The organism is Stutzerimonas stutzeri (assembly GCF_018138085.1).
GTDB lineage: Bacteria > Pseudomonadota > Gammaproteobacteria > Pseudomonadales > Pseudomonadaceae > Stutzerimonas > Stutzerimonas stutzeri_AI.
Genome location: NZ_CP073105.1, coordinates 4,130,050 through 4,146,073, shown reverse-complemented (window position 1 = coordinate 4,146,073; position 16,024 = coordinate 4,130,050). Strand labels below are relative to the sequence as shown.

The window sequence follows — 16,024 nt, the reverse complement described above, 5'->3', positions numbered from 1 at the left end:
TGAAACATCTGAACTACTCGAACGGACGCGGCCGACCAGGCGGCTCGCGCGGGGCGGCGATCATACGCGATCGGCGGTTACAGCGTGAGTGGGCCGACGAAGGGTTCGCTGCGACGGCCGTCGGTTCGGCTCATCCGACAACTGACGAAATGCCGATTTACGGGCATAATTCTTAGGTTGCTACCTATTGTCGCGGTTTCCCATTGAACAATTCCCATCGGCCCCTGCTCGGCGTTCTGCTCATCCTGGTCTCCTGCCTGACCCTGGCTTCGCACGACGGGCTTTCCAAGTACCTGACCCAGCTCTACCCGGTGTTTCTGGTGATATGGGCGCGCTACCTGTCGCAGACCGCGCTGATGATCGCGCTGTTCGCGCCGCGCATGGGCCGTCGCGTGTTTCGCACGCTGCGCCCGAAGCTGCAGGTCTGCCGGGGTTTGAGCCTGGTCAGCGTCAGCATGCTGTTCATCAGCGGACTGAGCTACATCCCCCTGGCCGAGGCGACTGCGGTGATCTTCCTCGCCCCGCTGATGGTCACGATCGCCTCGAGACTGCTCGGCGAACAGGTCAGCCGCGCCCAATGGCTGGCGGTCGGCTTCGGGCTCGTTGGCGTCATGATCATCGTGCGGCCGGGCGGTGCGCTGTTCACGCCGGCCGTGCTCCTGCCATTCGGCGCCGCGCTGAGCTTCACCGTCTATCAGCTGATCACGCGCCGGTTGAGCGCGACCGATCACCCGGTGACCAGCAACTTCATCACCAGTCTGGTGGGCAGCCTGGTGATGAGCGTGCTGGTGTTCTTCAACTGGCAGACCCCGACGCTGCACGACGCGCTGATGATGGCGGCGCTCGGCGCCATGGCCATGAGCGGCCATTTGCTGCTGACCAACGCCTTTCGCTTTGCCAGTGCGGCCGCGCTGGCACCGTTCACCTATTCGCAGATCATCTTTGCCGGGGTGGTCGGAATGATCGCCTTCGGCCATACGCCGGACCTCGGCGCGATGGTCGGCATGGCCATCATCATCGCCAGCGGGCTGGTCATGGCCTACGTGCAGGGGCGGCAGCTGCGGCTGCGTCCCTGAAAAACAACGGCCGGCCCGCGGGCCGGTCTGCGACACCCACATTCGACCAGACAAGGGCGATTCGACCCTTGCGTGCGTTCACCAGGAAAAGAGACATGCAACGTATTTCGCACCACACCCTGCGCCAGGATTTCCGTCAGTTGCTCGCGGCCGACCGCTGCTACCACACCGCCTCGGTGTTCGATCCGATGTCGGCGCGCATCGCTGCCGACCTGCAATTTGAGGTCGGTATTCTCGGCGGCTCGGTCGCCTCTCTGCAGGTACTGGCGGCGCCCGACTTTGCGCTGATTACCCTCAGCGAGTTCGTCGAGCAGGCGACCCGCATCGGCCGCGTCGCGCGCCTGCCGATCATCGCCGACGCCGATCATGGCTACGGCAACGCGCTGAACGTGATGCGCACCGTGGTCGAACTGGAGCGTGCCGGGATCGCCGCGCTGACCATCGAAGACACGCTGCTGCCGGCCAAGTTCGGACGCAAATCCACCGACCTGATCGGCATGTTCGAAGCGGTCGGCAAGATCCGTGCGGCGCTCGAAGCACGCATCGATCCGGAGCTTGCCATCATCGCGCGCACCAATGCCGGAGTGATCGGCCTGGAAGAGGTCATCGCCCGCGTGCAGGCCTACGAGGCGGCGGGTGCCGATGCGATCTGCATAGTGGGTATCGATGATTTCGAACAGCTCGAGCAGGTCGCGGCGAAGCTGACCGTGCCGCTGATGCTGGTGACCTATGGCAATCCGAAGCTGCGCGACAACGCCCGGCTGGCCGCGCTCGGCGTACGCATCGTGGTCAATGGGCACGCCGCTTATTTCGCCGCGATCAAGGCGACCTACGACTGCCTGCGCGAGCAGCGCCAGATCGATGCGTCCGACCTCAACGCCTCGCAACTCTCGGTCAAATACTCGACCGCCGAGGAGTATATGGTCTGGGCGGAAGAATACATGCAGGTCAAGGAGTGACCGATTGCTTCCGGCTGCGCGCTGCCGGCAACCTTCCACGCTAGCGGAGAATCGATGAGCCCACGCCTGCTGACCTTCATGGTGGCGTTCGCCGCCTTCCTCGGGCCCTTCACGCAGACGGTCTACGCGCCGATCCTGCCGGAACTGGGCGAGGCACTGAAGACCACGCCGCTGCTGATCAACCTCAGCATCTCGATCTTCACCTTCGTGCTGGCGTTCATGCAGATCGTGTACGGCCCGCTGGTCGATCGGACCGGGCGCAAGCCCACGCTGCTGGCCGGGCTGGGCATCTACATCGTCGCCTCGCTGGGCTGCTTCTGGTCCGGCAGCATCGAAATGCTGCTGGCGTTTCGTGCCTTGCAGGCCGTCGGCATCGCCGCGGGCGCGGTGGTGGCGGTCACGGTGATCGGCGATCGTTTCGAAGGGGCCGAGCGCGGGCGGGCGATGGGGTCGTTCCAGATGATGGTCGCGCTGGGGCCGGTCGTGGGGCCGGTGGTCGGCGGCTTTCTGGGCGAGCATCTGGACTTCCACTACGTGTTCCTGCTGCTGGCCATCGTCGGCGGCGTAGCGTTGCTGAGCAACGCCATGTGTCTCGAGGAAACCCGCCCGGCCGGAAGCCAGCCGCGTGCCTTTCACCCTGGGCAGTATCTGGAGGTGCTGCGCAACCGCCAGGGGCTGGCGATCATGTTGCTCAGCTTCGTCCAGTACTACGCCTTCTATAACTATCTGGTGTTCATGCCGCGGGTGCTCGACAGCAGCTACGGCCTGAGCGCTGCTGAGAAGGGCATGGTGTTCCTGCCGCTGTCCATCGCGGTGGTGATCGGCAGTTTCAGTGGCGGGCGGCTGCTCGGCCGCTGGCGGGCGCGACCGATGCTATTGGTCACGGCGCTGCTCAATGCGCTCAGCCTGCTGCTGTTCATGGCGATCGCGCAGGTGTCGCTTGCGGCCCTGGTGGTCGCGGTGACGGCCTTCGGGCTGTTCCTCGGGCTGTCGCTGCCAGTGCAGACCAGCCTGCTGATGGATCTCTACCAGCACAATCGCGCCACCGCTGTGGGCAGCTACAACTTCTTCCGCTTCATGGGCATGGCGACCGGACCGGTGCTCGGCTCCTGGCTCTATCGGGACGGCAATCTCGGTGTGCTCTATGGCTTCGCCGCGGCGGCCTTTCTGCTGGCCGTCTGGCACGCGCGGGTGCGCTTCAACCAGGCGCGGGCCGGAGCCTAGAACAACGCCCGCTCGGCCTTGAACATGAAGTAACTCTCGCAATAGCTGTTCTGCCCGGAATAGACCCCGCACTGCCGTCCGCTCAGGTTGGAGTCGGTGTAGGTCAGGTCAAGGTGCATGCCGAGCAGCGGGCGGGACAGGTTGAGCGACCAGTCATTGAAGACCCGCACGCTGCCGCCCATGTGATACATCGGGCTGTCCATCGAATGGCTGGCGTACTTCAGCCTCACCCCGACATCGAATGGCTGAACGGACCCCAGCTCCATGAGCAGGGTGCTGTCGGTTCGTCCCGGGGAAGCACTCAACGCACCGCCCAGACGGCTGCCGGCGAGGTTGATCCCGGCATAGAACTGGTGGCGGTCGTGGTTCTCCAGCTCAGGAAAGCTATAGCGAATGACACCCAGCTCGAAACCGGGCATATCGCCGAGATGCGGCTGGGCGTAGCCGGCGTAGGTATCCAGCTCCAGCGTCCTGCCTTCAAGGATGCCCATGCTTGGCGCCCATTGCCCCAGGTACAGGCCGCTGGCATGCGTCAGGTCCAGCCCGCCGCGGAAGGTGCTGGCGGCGGACGGGCTGACCAACCCCTGCGCCATGCTGCGCGTAGGCGAGGTGCCGAGCTTGAGGTCGAAGGCCCCCAGTTCGCGTTCGACGACCTCCGGTTGGCTGGCGCATCCACCGAGGACGAGCAAGGCCGCCATCACGGCGAGTTTCTGATTCATACGTTGATTTTTGGCTGGATGAGTCATACAAGCCGCTCGGGAGCGACCACGAAGGCGATGCCGATCCAGAGCGCCAGAGCTATGTTGACGCTCGCTTTTGATCAATCGAACGCAAGGGTAGTCGATGACTCGGCGCCGATTTTTCCACTCGTCGTTTTGACGCCAAGTGAACGACGGGCGGCGCCGACTCCTTGGCGTTCACCGAGGGTGTCGCTATTGGCACACTGAACGGCGGTCGCCTGCGCCGTTCCATATCCCTATGACGGTAACCTGCCTCTAGGCAGGTGGGAGATAGCGATGGCAACCGGGTGGGCAAACGAAGGCGCGGTACAGGAACAGATCGATAGCACCATCGAGGATGCGGTGCAGCGGGCACGCAGCCGGCTGGGGCGAGGTGAGAGCCTGACCCATTGCGAGGAGTGTGGCGCGAAGATCCCGGAGGCGCGGCGGCAGGCGGTTCAGGGCGTGCGGCTGTGCGTGAAGTGCCAGTCCGAACAGGACAAGCAAGAAGCCAAATTCAGCGGCTACAACCGCCGCGGCAGCAAGGACAGCCAGTTGCGCTGACAGACATATCGTACGGCGCATGGTGGCGCTGCGCGGACTCGCCGCGAAGCTAAGATCGCCGCGATGTTCCGGTCGGCATGCTGAAGGTAAAGGTGGTGCCGGCCTCGGCGGTGGAGGTGACCTGCATCCTGCCGCCGTGCGACACGGCGATCTCGTTGGCGATATACAGCCCGAGGCCGAGCCCGGATTGGACATTCGACGCCTCTCGCCAGTAAGGCTGGAACAGCTGCGCCTGACGCTCCGGTGGAATCGGCTCGCCCTGATTGTTCACCGCCAGCAGCAAGCGGCCCTCGGCGACTCGCGCACTGACATGTACCCGGCCTTCCTTCGAGCCATGCACCAGGGCGTTGGCGATCAGGTTGGACAGCAATTGCGCCAGGCGGTCCGCATCGCAGCGGATGCCTTCGAGTGGGTCGATATCCGCCTCGATCGTCCGTTGCGGATGGCTGCTCTGCATTTCCGACACGATATGCGTCAGGGTGACATGCAGCGTGTCGCATTCGTCGTTCTGCAGCGGGATGCCATTGCCCAGGCGACCACGGGCGAAATCCAGCACATCATCTACCAGGCGTGACGCGCGGCGGGTCGCCGTGAGCATGTGCTCGACAATGCCGATGACCGAGGTGTCCTTGGAGCGCCTCAACAACAATTGCGCGCCAGACATGATCGACGAGAGCGGATTGCGCAGGTCATGGCCGAGCAAGGCAATGAACTGCTCGCGCAGCTCGGCCGTTTGCTGCGCATCGAGCAGCGCAGCTTCGGTCGCCTCGAAATGCTCTTCGGCCTCGAGCTGGATGGCCAGCAGTTTGGCGAAGGACTCCATCATCGCCAGGATCGGCCCTTCCGACAGATTGGCCGGTAGCGGGTCGAGGGCACAAACGGTACCGAAGAAGCTGCCATCGGTACGAAACACCGGAGCCGAGATGTAGCTTTCGAAACCATACATCTTGGGCGTGTGGTGGTTGCAGTAGCGCTCGTCCTCGCTCACCTTGCTGATGATGATGGTCTGGTGGGAGGCGTGGATCTCGTGGCAGAGGGTCGTCGTTACGTCCAGCTCTCCACCGACCTGCAGACCGAAATTGATCCGGTCGAGCACCGCGCAGGCCGTCCAGGAGTCCTCTGTGACACGCGCTACCGCGGCGAAACGTAATCCGGTGGTCTCGGAGATGACCTGCAGGATGGCGGGCACAGCGTTGATGCGGCTGATAGCCGAGATATCTTCGGTTACCGATCGTTTCATGCGGGTGTCAGGCAGCGCTCGTGAGGGCCGGGCACTTTACCATGTGCCGTTCGTCGAGCTGAATCGAGCCGACTGACAGCCGGCCCGATTCGATGAGCGTCAGCCGCGTGTTGTCAGCGGCGACGCGTTTGCCGGAACGGTCTGCTTGCGCATCAGCAAGAAGTGCACCACCGCACCGAACAGCGCGCCAAGCAGCCAGGCGAAGCCCGACAGGCTTTCCATGCCAGGCATCCAGACGGAGGCTACCGAGAACACCGAGCTGATGCCGAAGGCAATGATCGCCTTGCGATTCCAGCCGGCGCTGAAGTAATACGCGGCGCTGGGCTCCGAGGAAAACAGCTGCTGCACATCCAACCGCTGCCGACGAACCAGGTAGTAGTCCGCCACGATGATGCCGTAGAGCGGCGCTAGCACCGCGCCGAGGGTATCGACGAACGCGGCGATACCCACCGCACTGATGAACGACACCCACAGCGCGCCGATGAAGAAGGCGATCACCGCGGTGATATAGCCGCCGGTGCGGGCGCTGATATGCGCCGGAGCCAGGTTGGCGATGTCGTAGGCCGGCGGAATGAAGTTGGCCACCAGATTGATGCCCACCGTGGCGGCAAAGAAGGTCACCGCGGCGATCAGGGTCAGGCCGACGTTGTCGATGCGCGACACGATGTCGGTGGGGTTGGTCAGGGTCTCGCCAAACACCACCACGGTGCCGGCGGTGATCACCAGCGCGATCAGCGAGAAGAATGCCAGGCTCACCGGCAGGCCGAGAAAGTTGCCGATGCGCATCTGCCGCTCGCTTTTGACGAAGCGGGCAAAATCGCCGTAGTTGATCACCACCGCGGCGAAGTAGGCGACCATGGTGCCGACCACGGCGGCGAACGCGGCGAAGGGCCCGGCGGCGTAGCTGCCGGTGCCACTGAAGATCGTACCCAGCGCGCCGGCCAGGCTGGGACCCGCCTTGTAGCAGATGGCAATCATCATCGCGATCATCACCACGTACACCAAGGGCCCGGCCCAGTTGAGAAAGCGCGTCACCCACTCCACGCCGCGGACGAACAACGCGACCTGGAAGACGCAGACCATCACGTAGGCGATCCAGTCCACCAGCGTCAGGCCCAGCAAGGTGGCGTCCGACCCGGGGCCGGCCAGGGTGCGAATCAGCAAGGCCACCGCGGTCGAGGCGAAGTAGGTCTGCACGCCGTACCAGAAGATCGCCACGATGCCGCGCACGACCGCGGGGAAGTTCGCCCCGCGCACGCCCATGCTGGCGCGGGCCATGACCGGGAACGGAATGCCGTACTTGACGCTGGGCTTACCGGTCAGTTGCACCAGCCCCATGACGATGAACCCGGCCAGGACGATTCCCGCGAGCACGGCCCAGCCGTTCAGGCCGTAACTGATGAACAGCGTGGCGGCGAGGGTATAGCCGAACAGGCTCTGAATGTCGTTGGACCAGACGTTGAAGATCTCGAACCAACCCCATTTGCGTTTGGCGGGGGCGAGCGGGGCGAGGTCGTCGTTATACAGCGTGGGGTCGATCTGCTTGATCCGGAAATCGTCGTGATTCATCAGTATGCGCCCTGTGCGAATTGTTTTCGGTGTTGTATGCAGTTCTTGTTCCGTGAGTAGCAAAGTCGCGCGTGATTCAGCGGCGGACGATGGCAAAAGTGGCCCGCAACTCACCGAAGACTAGCCATCCCTGGCGCCATCGTTAGATTGTTTCTGTATACAAAGGGTGCTGTGGGGCTTGGCAATTGTCCTTTGCCTGCACCTTCATCGGGCAGAGGAAGCGGTCTCGACCCCCGAATGGGGCGGCTCCGCGGTCAGGACTGCTCCCACAGGGGCGGGGCAATCGTGGGAGCGGTCTTGACCGCGAAGAGCTGGGTGGCACCGCAATGAAAAGATCGCAGTCAAGACTGCTGCCACAGGGGCGGGGCAAATCGTGGGAGCGGTCTCGACCGCGAAGAGGTGGGTGGCACCGCAATGAAAAGATCGCAGTCAAGACTGCTCCCACAGGGGCGGGGCAAATCGTGGGAGCGGTCTTGACCGCGAAGGGCGCCGCCTCGCAGTAAAAATATCGCGGTCAAGACTGCCCCACAGGGGCAGGGCAAATCGTGGGAGCGGTCTCGACCGCGAAGGGCGCGGCCTCGCAGTAAAAATATCGCGGTCAAGACTGCCCCCAGGGGCATGGCAAATCGTGGGAGCGGTCTCGACCGCGAAGGGCGCGGCCTCGCAGTGAAAATATCGCGGTCAAGACCGTTCTTACAGAGGTGGCGTCTGGTCCGTCAGAACAGGAAATACCGCTGCGCCATCGGCAGCACCTCGGCCGGCTCACACCAGAGCAGCTGGCCATCGGCGCGCACCTGATAGTTCTGCGGGTCGACCTGGATGTCCGGTGTGTAGTCGTTGTGGATCAGATCCTTCTTCTGCACCTGGCGGCAACCCCGGACCACACCGATCTTCTTTTTCAACCCCAGCTGCTCCGGCACGCCGGCCTCGAAGGCCGCCTGGCTGATAAAGGTAAAGCTCGACGCATGCAGCGAGCCGCCGTAGCTGGCGAACATCGGCCGGTAGTGCACCGGCTGCGGGGTCGGGATCGAGGCGTTGGCGTCGCCCATCAGGCTGGCGGCGATGGCGCCGCCCTTGAGGATCAGCGTCGGTTTCACGCCAAAGAAGGCCGGACGCCATAGCACCAGATCGGCCCACTTGCCCACTTCGATCGAGCCGACTTCGTGACTCACGCCGTGGGTGATCGCCGGGTTGATGGTGTACTTGGCGATGTAGCGCTTGGCGCGGAAGTTGTCGTTGCCCGCGCCATCGCCTGGCAGGGCGCCGCGCTGCTTCTTCATCTTGTCGGCGGTTTGCCAGGTGCGGGTGATGACCTCGCCGACCCGACCCATCGCCTGACTATCGGAGCTGATCATCGAGAAGGCGCCCAGATCATGCAGGATGTCCTCGGCGGCGATGGTTTCGCGGCGAATGCGGCTCTCGGCGAAAGCCACATCCTCGGCGATGCTCGGGTCCAGGTGATGGCAAACCATGAGCATGTCCAGGTGCTCGTCGATGGTGTTGCGGGTGAAGGGCCGCGTCGGATTGGTGGAACTCGGCAGCACGTTGGGAAAACCACAGGCTTTGATGATGTCCGGCGCGTGCCCGCCGCCAGCGCCTTCGGTGTGGTAGGTGTGGATGGTGCGGCCCTTGAAGGCGCCGAGCGTCGTCTCGACAAAGCCGGACTCGTTCAAGGTGTCGGTGTGGATCGCCACCTGCACGTCGTATTGGTCCGCCACGCTCAGGCAGTTGTCGATGGCCGCCGGGGTGGTGCCCCAGTCTTCGTGCAGCTTGAGGCCGATGGCGCCGGCCTTGACCTGCTCGATCAGCGGTTCGGGCAGCGAGGCGTTACCCTTGCCGGTGAAGCCAATGTTCATTGGGAAGGCGTCTGCCGCCTTGAGCATCATCGCCATGTGCCAGGGGCCGGGCGTGACGGTGGTGGCGTTGGTGCCAGTGGCGGGGCCGGTGCCGCCGCCGATCATGGTGGTGACACCGCTCATCAATGCCTCCTCGATCTGCTGCGGGCAGATGAAGTGGATGTGCGAGTCGATGCCGCCGGCGGTGAGGATCATGCCTTCGCCGGCGATGACTTCCGTTGCAGCGCCGATGGCGATGGTCACGTCCGGCTGGATGTCCGGGTTGCCGGCCTTGCCGATGGCGGCAATGCGGCCGTCCTTGAGGCCCACGTCCGCCTTGACGATGCCCCAGTGGTCGAGGATCAGCGCGTTGGTAATCAGCGTGTCGACTACATCGGCAGCGCACAGCTGGCCCTGGCCCATGCCGTCGCGGATCACCTTGCCGCCACCGAACTTCACTTCTTCGCCGTAGGTGGTGAAGTCCTTCTCGACCTCGATCCATAGGTCGGTGTCGGCCAGGCGCACCTTGTCGCCAACGGTGGGGCCGAACATGTCGGCGTAGGCTTGTCTGCTGATCTTCATCGGGGCTCCCTGTCGGTCCCTGCATTGGCTTTGCCCTCACCCCAACCCTCTCCCGGAGGGAGAGGGGGCTGATCGGCGTTGGTCTGTCCCGTCGCGGCCGAGCTTTGGCCGCTCTTCAAGGGTGGACCGTAGGGTGGACAACGCGAAGCTTGTCCAACGGAAATGTGCTGGTGGAAAAGTCTTCGGCGTTTTCCCACGGGGTTGGCCATCCACCCTACGAGCCTGCCGTTCTCTGGAGGCTGGAAGGCTGGACGAAAAGGCAGCGTCGGTCTCTCTGCTCTTTCGTCCAGCCTCCAGCTTCCAGCGCTCGTTCCGGCCTTTAGAGCTTCCCCATCACCCGCCCGGCAAAGCCGAACACCCGTCGCTCGCCAGCCAGCTCGACCAGCTCTACCTCGCGGCTCTGTCCCGGTTCGAAACGCACCGCGGTGCCGGCCGGGATATTCAGGCGCATGCCGCGGGTGGCGGCGCGGTCGAAGGCCAGCGCGTCGTTGGTTTCGAAGAAGTGATAGTGCGAGCCGACCTGGATCGGCCGGTCGCCGCTGTTGGCCACGGAGAGGGTCAGCGTGCGGCGGCCGGCGTTGAGCTCGATGTCGCCATCCTGGATCTGGTATTCGCCGGGAATCATGGATTGGACGTCCTGTTCAAGGTTAGTTGCATCATGGTCAGGTCCAGCCAGCGGCCGAACTTGCAGCCCACCTGGCGCATCTGGCCGACGTGAATGAAGCCAAGCTGCTGATGCATATGGATCGAGGCGCGGTTCTCGCTTTCGATAAAGGCGATCATCACGTGCTTCTCCAGCTGCCGGGCGCGTTCGATCAACGCCTGCATCAGGCGGCGACCGATGCCGCTGCCACGATGGCCGGGGCCGACGTAGACCGAGTTCTCCACGGTATGGCGAAAACCGTCATGCGGGCGCCAGGGGCCGAAGGAGGCGTAGCCGGCTACCTGCCCGTGGTCGTCGATCGCCACCAGGACGGGGTAGTTCTGTTCGTGGCGCTCGGCCAGCCAGGCGCGGCGGTTATCGAGATCGACCGCGTTGTCGTTCCAGATCGCCGTGCTGTTTTGCACGGCGTCGTTGTAAATCTGCAGGATGCCGTCGAGGTCGGCGTCCAGGGCGTCACGTATCTGCACGGTGAAAATCCTTCAAGCGGTTCGGGGTCATCACGGCATGGCCGCAACAGACATTGACCTCTCTTTCAGGGTATTGGTTGATGCACGGTGACCAGCTTGGTGCCGTCGGGGAACGTCGCTTCCACCTGAATCTCCGGGATCATCTCCGGCACGCCTTCCATGACCTGTTCGCGGCTGAGCAGTGTCGTGCCGTAGTGCATCAGCTCGGCGACCGTCTGGCCGTCGCGGGCGCCCTCCAGCAGCGCGGCCGAGATGTAGGCCATGGCCTCCGGGTAGTTGAGCTTCAACCCGCGGGCGAGGCGACGCTCAGCCACCAGCCCGGCGGTGAAGATCAACATCTTGTCCTTTTCTCTTGGCGACAAATCCATAAAGGCTCCAGTCGTTGGGTGAATGTCGCTTTTACATCAACCGGCGAGTGGTCGAAACCACGCAGCTAATCAGTCCGGTGCGCCACTGCGGCACGCCGGCATATATGGGTAACGGCAAGCCTTACCCACCGTGTTCATGTGCTCCAGATCCTCGGCGGCACCGCCTCGCGGCCCAGCACCGCAGGGCGCAGCAGGCGCCACATCTCGATCAGCCAGGCGCGGGCGTGCAGGGCTTCACTGGCCAGACAGCGGCCAATGACCAGGCCCGGCAACTGGGTCAGGTCACCCCGAACCCGGCTCGGAAGTTCGCGGCAGCGCTCCATCAGCTCGGCATCGATCTCGCCGGTCACGATCAGCGTGGCGAAAACCGGGTTGCCATCGAGCCCGATGGGCGAGTCCAGCAGGCCATCGTTGCCCCTCACGCGCTGGCGCTCATGCCAGAGCAGTTCCCCGTCACGGCGGATGTTCAGCAGTGCCTGGAAGTGGCCCGCGTCGAAGCGCTCGCCGCTGGCCGGCCGGCCCAGCGCCATGATGTCCCAGTAAAACAACCGGGCATCGCCCTCCAGTTCGATGGACGTGGTGAGCTCGGCCTGCGCTGCTGAATAGACGATGGTTTCCTGCGGCAGCCATTCCAGCGTCGCGCCGGCCTCGACACGCAATTGCACGTTCTGGAAAGCCGGGCCGACCGCCCGATACCACTTTGCCGCGCCAGGGCTGGTCAGCTGTGCCCAGGCACCGCTGCCGACCCCGGCGCTGATGTCCAGCCGATCCCCGCCGGCAATGCCGCCCGGTGGGTGCACGATGATGTGCTGACAGACCTCCGGCCCCTCGGGATAAAGGTGCTTCTGGACTCTCAAAGGCCCGCTGTGCCGGCGCAACACCGGACGTGTCGACTCGTCGAAACGGGCATAGCCCAGTTCGAGTTCGGCGTTCCAGTGAGGCGTGAACAGTGGCGTAAGGGCAGTCATGGGCCGTGATCAGCAATGTCGATGACAGAGTCGAGCAATTGTTGTGCCTTTCGCGCCACGGCGGTGCGCTGGGCGGGACTCGCTGGGTGTGAGGGGCTAAACGAATCGGTCCGAACGGCCCGGCTGCACGAAGCTGATGCCCCCGGATGGTGCGCTACCAGGACTTTGAGTGATGGATGACCTGGTTTGGTGCGTATCGACCGGCCCGTTCAGGCTAGCCCTGCTTGCGCTTGGTCGGATCGACGGGCCGAGCCGCTGAAACAGATTGTTGCGAGCATCACGCTGCTTTATGGCCCTTTATCTCTTCCAGGCTGCTCGTTTGACGGGGGTGCAAGCGAGTGCCAATGTCAGTCAGGCGCAGTTCCGATGCCCCTCGGTAATCACTCGGTGGCACCCATAACAACAAGATCCACGGAGACGCCGCATTGAATCTACTGTTTCAGCAAGTGCTCAACGGCCTGACCCTGGGCAGCATCTACGGGCTGGTCGCCCTTGGCCTGACGCTCGTCTACGGCATCCTGCACATTCCCAATTTCGCCCACGGCGCGCTGTACATGGTCGGGGCGTTCGCGTCCTACTTTTTCATGACCGACATCGGCCTGCACTACTGGATCGCCATGCTGCTGTCCGGCCTGGTGGTGGCCGCGCTGGCGGTGCTGTGCGAGCGGTTGGTCTTCCATCCGTTGCGTAATGCGCCGCCGATCCACGACAAGATCGCAGCGATCGGCATCCTGCTGTTTCTCGAAGCGGTGGTGCAGATGTTCTGGGGCTCGGACTTCCGCCGCATGGCCTCGCCCTACGGTGGCATCCTCAACTTCGACGGGTTGATCATTCCCGAGCAGCGCCTGTTGATCATCGTCGGCGCCTTTACCCTGATGCTGGCGCTGCACCTGTTCCTGCGCAAGACGATGCTCGGCTCGACCATCATCGCCATGGCGCAGAGCCGCGAAGGCGCCTTTCTCGTCGGAATCGACGCTAACCGCGTGGCGATGTTGACCTTCGCCATCTCCGGCATGCTCGCCGCCTTCGCCGCGACGCTCTATGCACCGATCAACCTGGTGTACCCGGCGATGGGCCATCTGGTGATCATGAAGGCCTTCGTCATCATCGTGCTGGGCGGCATGGGCAGCATTCCCGGTGCCATTCTCGGCGCGATGATCCTCGGCTTCGCCGAAAGCTTCGGTGGCTTCTACCTGTCCTCCGACTACAAGGACATCATCGCCTTCTCGCTGCTGGTGGTGATCCTGTCGTTGCGCCCAACCGGGCTGTTCGCCAAGGGGGCTCACTGATGCATCGTTTCGCCTCTTTACTGACCGGCCGCGGCTGCAAGCTGGCGGTGCTGGCCTTCGCCCTGGCGTTCCCGCTGTTCGCCAAGAGCGAATATCAGGTCTACGTAATGGCCAGCGCCTTCGTCTGGGCCATCGCGGTCTACGGCCTGAACATCATCACCGGCTACTGCGGCCAGCTGAACCTGGCCCACGGCGGCTTTTTTGCCATCGGCGCCTACACCCTGGCGATTCTCACTGCTGATCATGGCTGGAATTTCTGGCCAGCGTTCGTGGCGGCGGCGCTGGTTTCGGCCGCCATTGGTGCGCTTGTCGGCGTTGTCTCGCTGCGCCTGAAGGAACACTTCTTCGCGATCTTCACGCTCTGCGTCGGCTTCATCATCTATCTGCTGATCGACAAGTGGGAGGAGCTGACCCACGGCGCCATCGGTATTCGCGGCATCGCCGCGCCGGATGGCTTCGGGCTGGTGGACTTCAGCCAGACGGTGCCTTTCTACTACCTGGCGCTGCTGTTTCTGGTCCTGGCGATCTGGTTCGTCGGGCGTCTGGCCTCGTCCTTGTTGGGGCGTACCTTCATGGCGATCCGCAATGGGGATGCGCTGGCCCAATCGCTGGGCATCGACCTGATGCGCAACAAGCTGTTGGCCTTCGTCCTGTCGACCACCTACGCGGGTGTCGCCGGAGCGCTCTATGCCTCGATGATCCGCTTCATCGGCCCGGAGGAGGCCAACCCGAACCACACCTTCGACATGATCACCTACCTGCTGGTCGGTGGCTTCGGCACCCTGTTCGGTCCGCTGGCCGGCACCGTCGGAGTCGTCTGGATCACTCAGTCGCTGCAGTTCCTCGAAGACTACCGGATGATCATTTTTGGCCCGCTGATCGTGGTGCTGGTGATCTTCATGCCGCGCGGCGTCATCGGTACCTTTCTCGGCTGGAAGCTGCGCAAGGACACCGCAGCAGCGAGGGCGAATGACCCGCGTGCCGGTAGCAAAGTCGCCCCAGGCAACGAGGTGAACAACAATGCTTAAGGTCGAAAACCTGACCAAGATGTTCGGCGGGCTGGCGGCGGTACACGACGTCAGCGTCGAGTTCGAGGCGCGCAAGATCAACGCCATCATCGGTCCCAACGGCGCCGGCAAGAGCACCTTTTTCAACCTGATTTCCGGCGTGCACAAGCCCAGCTCCGGGCGCATCCTTATCGACGGTCAGGATGTCTCGCGGATGCGCTGCGACCGTGTGGCTCGGCTCGGTGTCGGCCGCACCTTCCAGACCACGCACCTGTTCGAGCAGGCCACGGTGCTCGACAACCTTATCGTCGGTCACCGTTTGCGCACCCATTCGGGCCTGTGGGACGTGCTGATCAACTCCAAACGCCTGCAACGCGAGGAGCGCGAATGCCGCGAAAAAGCCCGCGCCGCGCTGGACTTCGTCGGGCTTGCACATCTGGAGAATCGGGTGGTGCTGGATATCTCCCAGGAAGAACGCAAGCGCGTCGCCTTTGCCCTGGCATTGGCCACCGAACCGAAGCTGGTGCTGCTCGATGAGCCGGCGGCGGGCGTCAATCCCGAGGAGACCGAAGGCCTGGCCGAGCTGATCCGCAAGATGCCCGAACACGGCCTGACCGTGTGCCTGATCGAACACAAGATGGACATGATCATGGGCCTGGCGGACAAGATCATGGTGCTCAACTACGGCGAGAAGATCGCCGAGGGCACGCCTGCCGAGATCAAGGCCAACCCCGCCGTCATCGAAGCCTACCTGGGGAGCGACTACGATGCTGCAGCTTGATCGGGTCGATGTCTGCTACGGCAGTTTCAAGGCGCTTACTCAGGTTTCGATGACGGTTGGCGCTGGCGAACTGGTGGTCCTTCTCGGGGCCAACGGCGCGGGCAAGACCACCTTGTTCAACACCATCAGCGGACTGCTCAAGCCAACTTCCGGAACCATCACACTGGAGGGCAAACGCATCGACGGGCTCAAGCCGTCGGGGCTGGTCGCTGCGGGCGTGGTGCATTGCCCGGAGGGGCGCAAGCTGTTCCCGCAGATGTCGGTCTCGCAGAATCTCGCGCTCGGGGCCTACCTGCACCGGCGCGACGGCGAGGGCAACAAGCGCAACCTGCAGGACGTGCTCGAGCTGTTCCCCATACTTCACGACAAGCGCAACCAGCCCGCCGGCTCGCTGAGTGGTGGCCAGCAGCAGATGGTGGCGATCGGTCGCGCGCTGATGAGTCGCCCGCGGCTGCTGATGCTCGATGAGCCCTCGCTGGGGCTGGCGCCGTTGGTGGTCAATCAGATGTTCGAGGTGATCTCGCGGATCAACGGGTCCGGCACCAGCGTGCTGCTGGCCGAACAGAACGCCTTCGCGGCGTTGAAGATCGCCCACCGCGCCTATGTCATCGAGGGCGGCAGCCTGGTGATGGAAGGCGACCAGCAGGCCATGCTGGGTAACGAAGCCGTGCGCAAAGCCTACATTGGCGCCTGATCAGTCATGACCAAGGAG

General features: G+C 63.6%; 16 protein-coding genes. 8 read left to right on the top strand and 8 right to left on the bottom strand.

Features of this window, described 5'->3' with window-relative positions; translation table 11 throughout:
- The first annotated feature begins 203 nt into the window (after positions 1-203).
- The 3 genes from KCX70_RS19110 to KCX70_RS19100 all read left to right on the top strand — a co-directional run bounded on the left by KCX70_RS19110 (position 204) and on the right by KCX70_RS19100 (position 3,259).
- Positions 204-1,076 (top strand): DMT family transporter, encoded by an 873-nt coding sequence (locus tag KCX70_RS19110; RefSeq protein WP_212618469.1) that lies wholly within the window; start codon positions 204-206, stop codon positions 1,074-1,076.
- Positions 1,077-1,171: 95 nt separating this feature from the next.
- On the top strand, positions 1,172-2,035 hold the full coding sequence (locus KCX70_RS19105) for an isocitrate lyase/PEP mutase family protein (protein WP_021210229.1): 864 nt from the start codon (positions 1,172-1,174) through the stop codon (positions 2,033-2,035).
- Positions 2,036-2,089: 54 nt separating this feature from the next.
- Positions 2,090-3,259: an MFS transporter gene (locus KCX70_RS19100; RefSeq protein WP_102853226.1), complete on the top strand. Its 1,170-nt coding sequence runs from the start codon at positions 2,090-2,092 to the stop codon at positions 3,257-3,259.
- Here KCX70_RS19100 and KCX70_RS19095 read toward each other — a convergent pair.
- Positions 3,256-3,978 (bottom strand): TorF family putative porin, encoded by a 723-nt coding sequence (locus KCX70_RS19095; protein WP_212618468.1) that lies wholly within the window; start codon positions 3,976-3,978, stop codon positions 3,256-3,258. The two genes, KCX70_RS19100 and KCX70_RS19095, sit on opposite strands and share 4 nt — an antisense overlap.
- Before the next feature lie 297 nt (positions 3,979-4,275).
- Between KCX70_RS19095 and KCX70_RS19090 the strand changes: the two genes are divergently transcribed.
- Positions 4,276-4,542, top strand: a complete 267-nt coding sequence (locus KCX70_RS19090; RefSeq protein ID WP_102853227.1) for a DksA/TraR family C4-type zinc finger protein — start codon at positions 4,276-4,278, stop codon at positions 4,540-4,542.
- A gap of 49 nt (positions 4,543-4,591) precedes the next feature.
- Here the strand turns inward: KCX70_RS19090 and KCX70_RS19085 are convergent, their stop codons facing one another.
- From KCX70_RS19085 to KCX70_RS19055, 7 genes are all read right to left on the bottom strand, one after another.
- Positions 4,592-5,782: a GAF domain-containing sensor histidine kinase gene (locus tag KCX70_RS19085; RefSeq protein WP_212618467.1), complete on the bottom strand. Its 1,191-nt coding sequence runs from the start codon at positions 5,780-5,782 to the stop codon at positions 4,592-4,594.
- A gap of 99 nt (positions 5,783-5,881) precedes the next feature.
- Positions 5,882-7,351, bottom strand: coding sequence for an NCS1 family nucleobase:cation symporter-1 (locus tag KCX70_RS19080; protein WP_212618466.1), 1,470 nt, complete (start codon positions 7,349-7,351; stop codon positions 5,882-5,884).
- 716 nt (positions 7,352-8,067) lie between these two features.
- Entirely contained in the window at positions 8,068-9,768 is a 1,701-nt protein-coding gene (gene ureC / locus KCX70_RS19075) for an urease subunit alpha (RefSeq protein WP_212618465.1), read from the bottom strand.
- 319 nt (positions 9,769-10,087) lie between these two features.
- Positions 10,088-10,393, bottom strand: a complete 306-nt coding sequence (locus KCX70_RS19070) for an urease subunit beta (protein WP_212618464.1) — start codon at positions 10,391-10,393, stop codon at positions 10,088-10,090.
- On the bottom strand, positions 10,390-10,899 hold the full coding sequence (locus tag KCX70_RS19065) for a GNAT family N-acetyltransferase (RefSeq protein ID WP_102853232.1): 510 nt from the start codon (positions 10,897-10,899) through the stop codon (positions 10,390-10,392). The genes KCX70_RS19070 and KCX70_RS19065 overlap by 4 nt, the downstream gene beginning before the upstream one ends.
- A 65-nt stretch (positions 10,900-10,964) precedes the next feature.
- The gene (ureA, locus tag KCX70_RS19060) at positions 10,965-11,267 is read right to left on the bottom strand and encodes an urease subunit gamma (RefSeq protein WP_102853233.1); all 303 of its coding nucleotides are present in this window, start codon (positions 11,265-11,267) and stop codon (positions 10,965-10,967) included.
- A 134-nt stretch (positions 11,268-11,401) separates the two neighbouring features.
- On the bottom strand, positions 11,402-12,235 hold the full coding sequence (locus KCX70_RS19055; protein ID WP_212618463.1) for an urease accessory protein UreD: 834 nt from the start codon (positions 12,233-12,235) through the stop codon (positions 11,402-11,404).
- Between the two features lie 425 nt (positions 12,236-12,660).
- On the opposite strand from KCX70_RS19055, the gene KCX70_RS19050 reads away from it, so the two are divergent.
- The 4 genes from KCX70_RS19050 to KCX70_RS19035 are packed head-to-tail and all read left to right on the top strand — an operon-like array spanning position 12,661 to position 16,006.
- Entirely contained in the window at positions 12,661-13,524 is an 864-nt protein-coding gene (locus KCX70_RS19050) for a branched-chain amino acid ABC transporter permease (protein WP_212618462.1), read from the top strand.
- Positions 13,524-14,552: a branched-chain amino acid ABC transporter permease gene (locus KCX70_RS19045; protein WP_212618461.1), complete on the top strand. Its 1,029-nt coding sequence runs from the start codon at positions 13,524-13,526 to the stop codon at positions 14,550-14,552. The genes KCX70_RS19050 and KCX70_RS19045 overlap by 1 nt, the downstream gene beginning before the upstream one ends.
- Positions 14,545-15,312: an ABC transporter ATP-binding protein gene (locus tag KCX70_RS19040; protein WP_212618460.1), complete on the top strand. Its 768-nt coding sequence runs from the start codon at positions 14,545-14,547 to the stop codon at positions 15,310-15,312. The genes KCX70_RS19045 and KCX70_RS19040 overlap by 8 nt, the downstream gene beginning before the upstream one ends.
- Entirely contained in the window at positions 15,299-16,006 is a 708-nt protein-coding gene (locus KCX70_RS19035) for an ABC transporter ATP-binding protein (RefSeq protein WP_212618459.1), read from the top strand. The genes KCX70_RS19040 and KCX70_RS19035 overlap by 14 nt, the downstream gene beginning before the upstream one ends.
- The last annotated feature ends 18 nt before the right edge of the window (positions 16,007-16,024 follow it).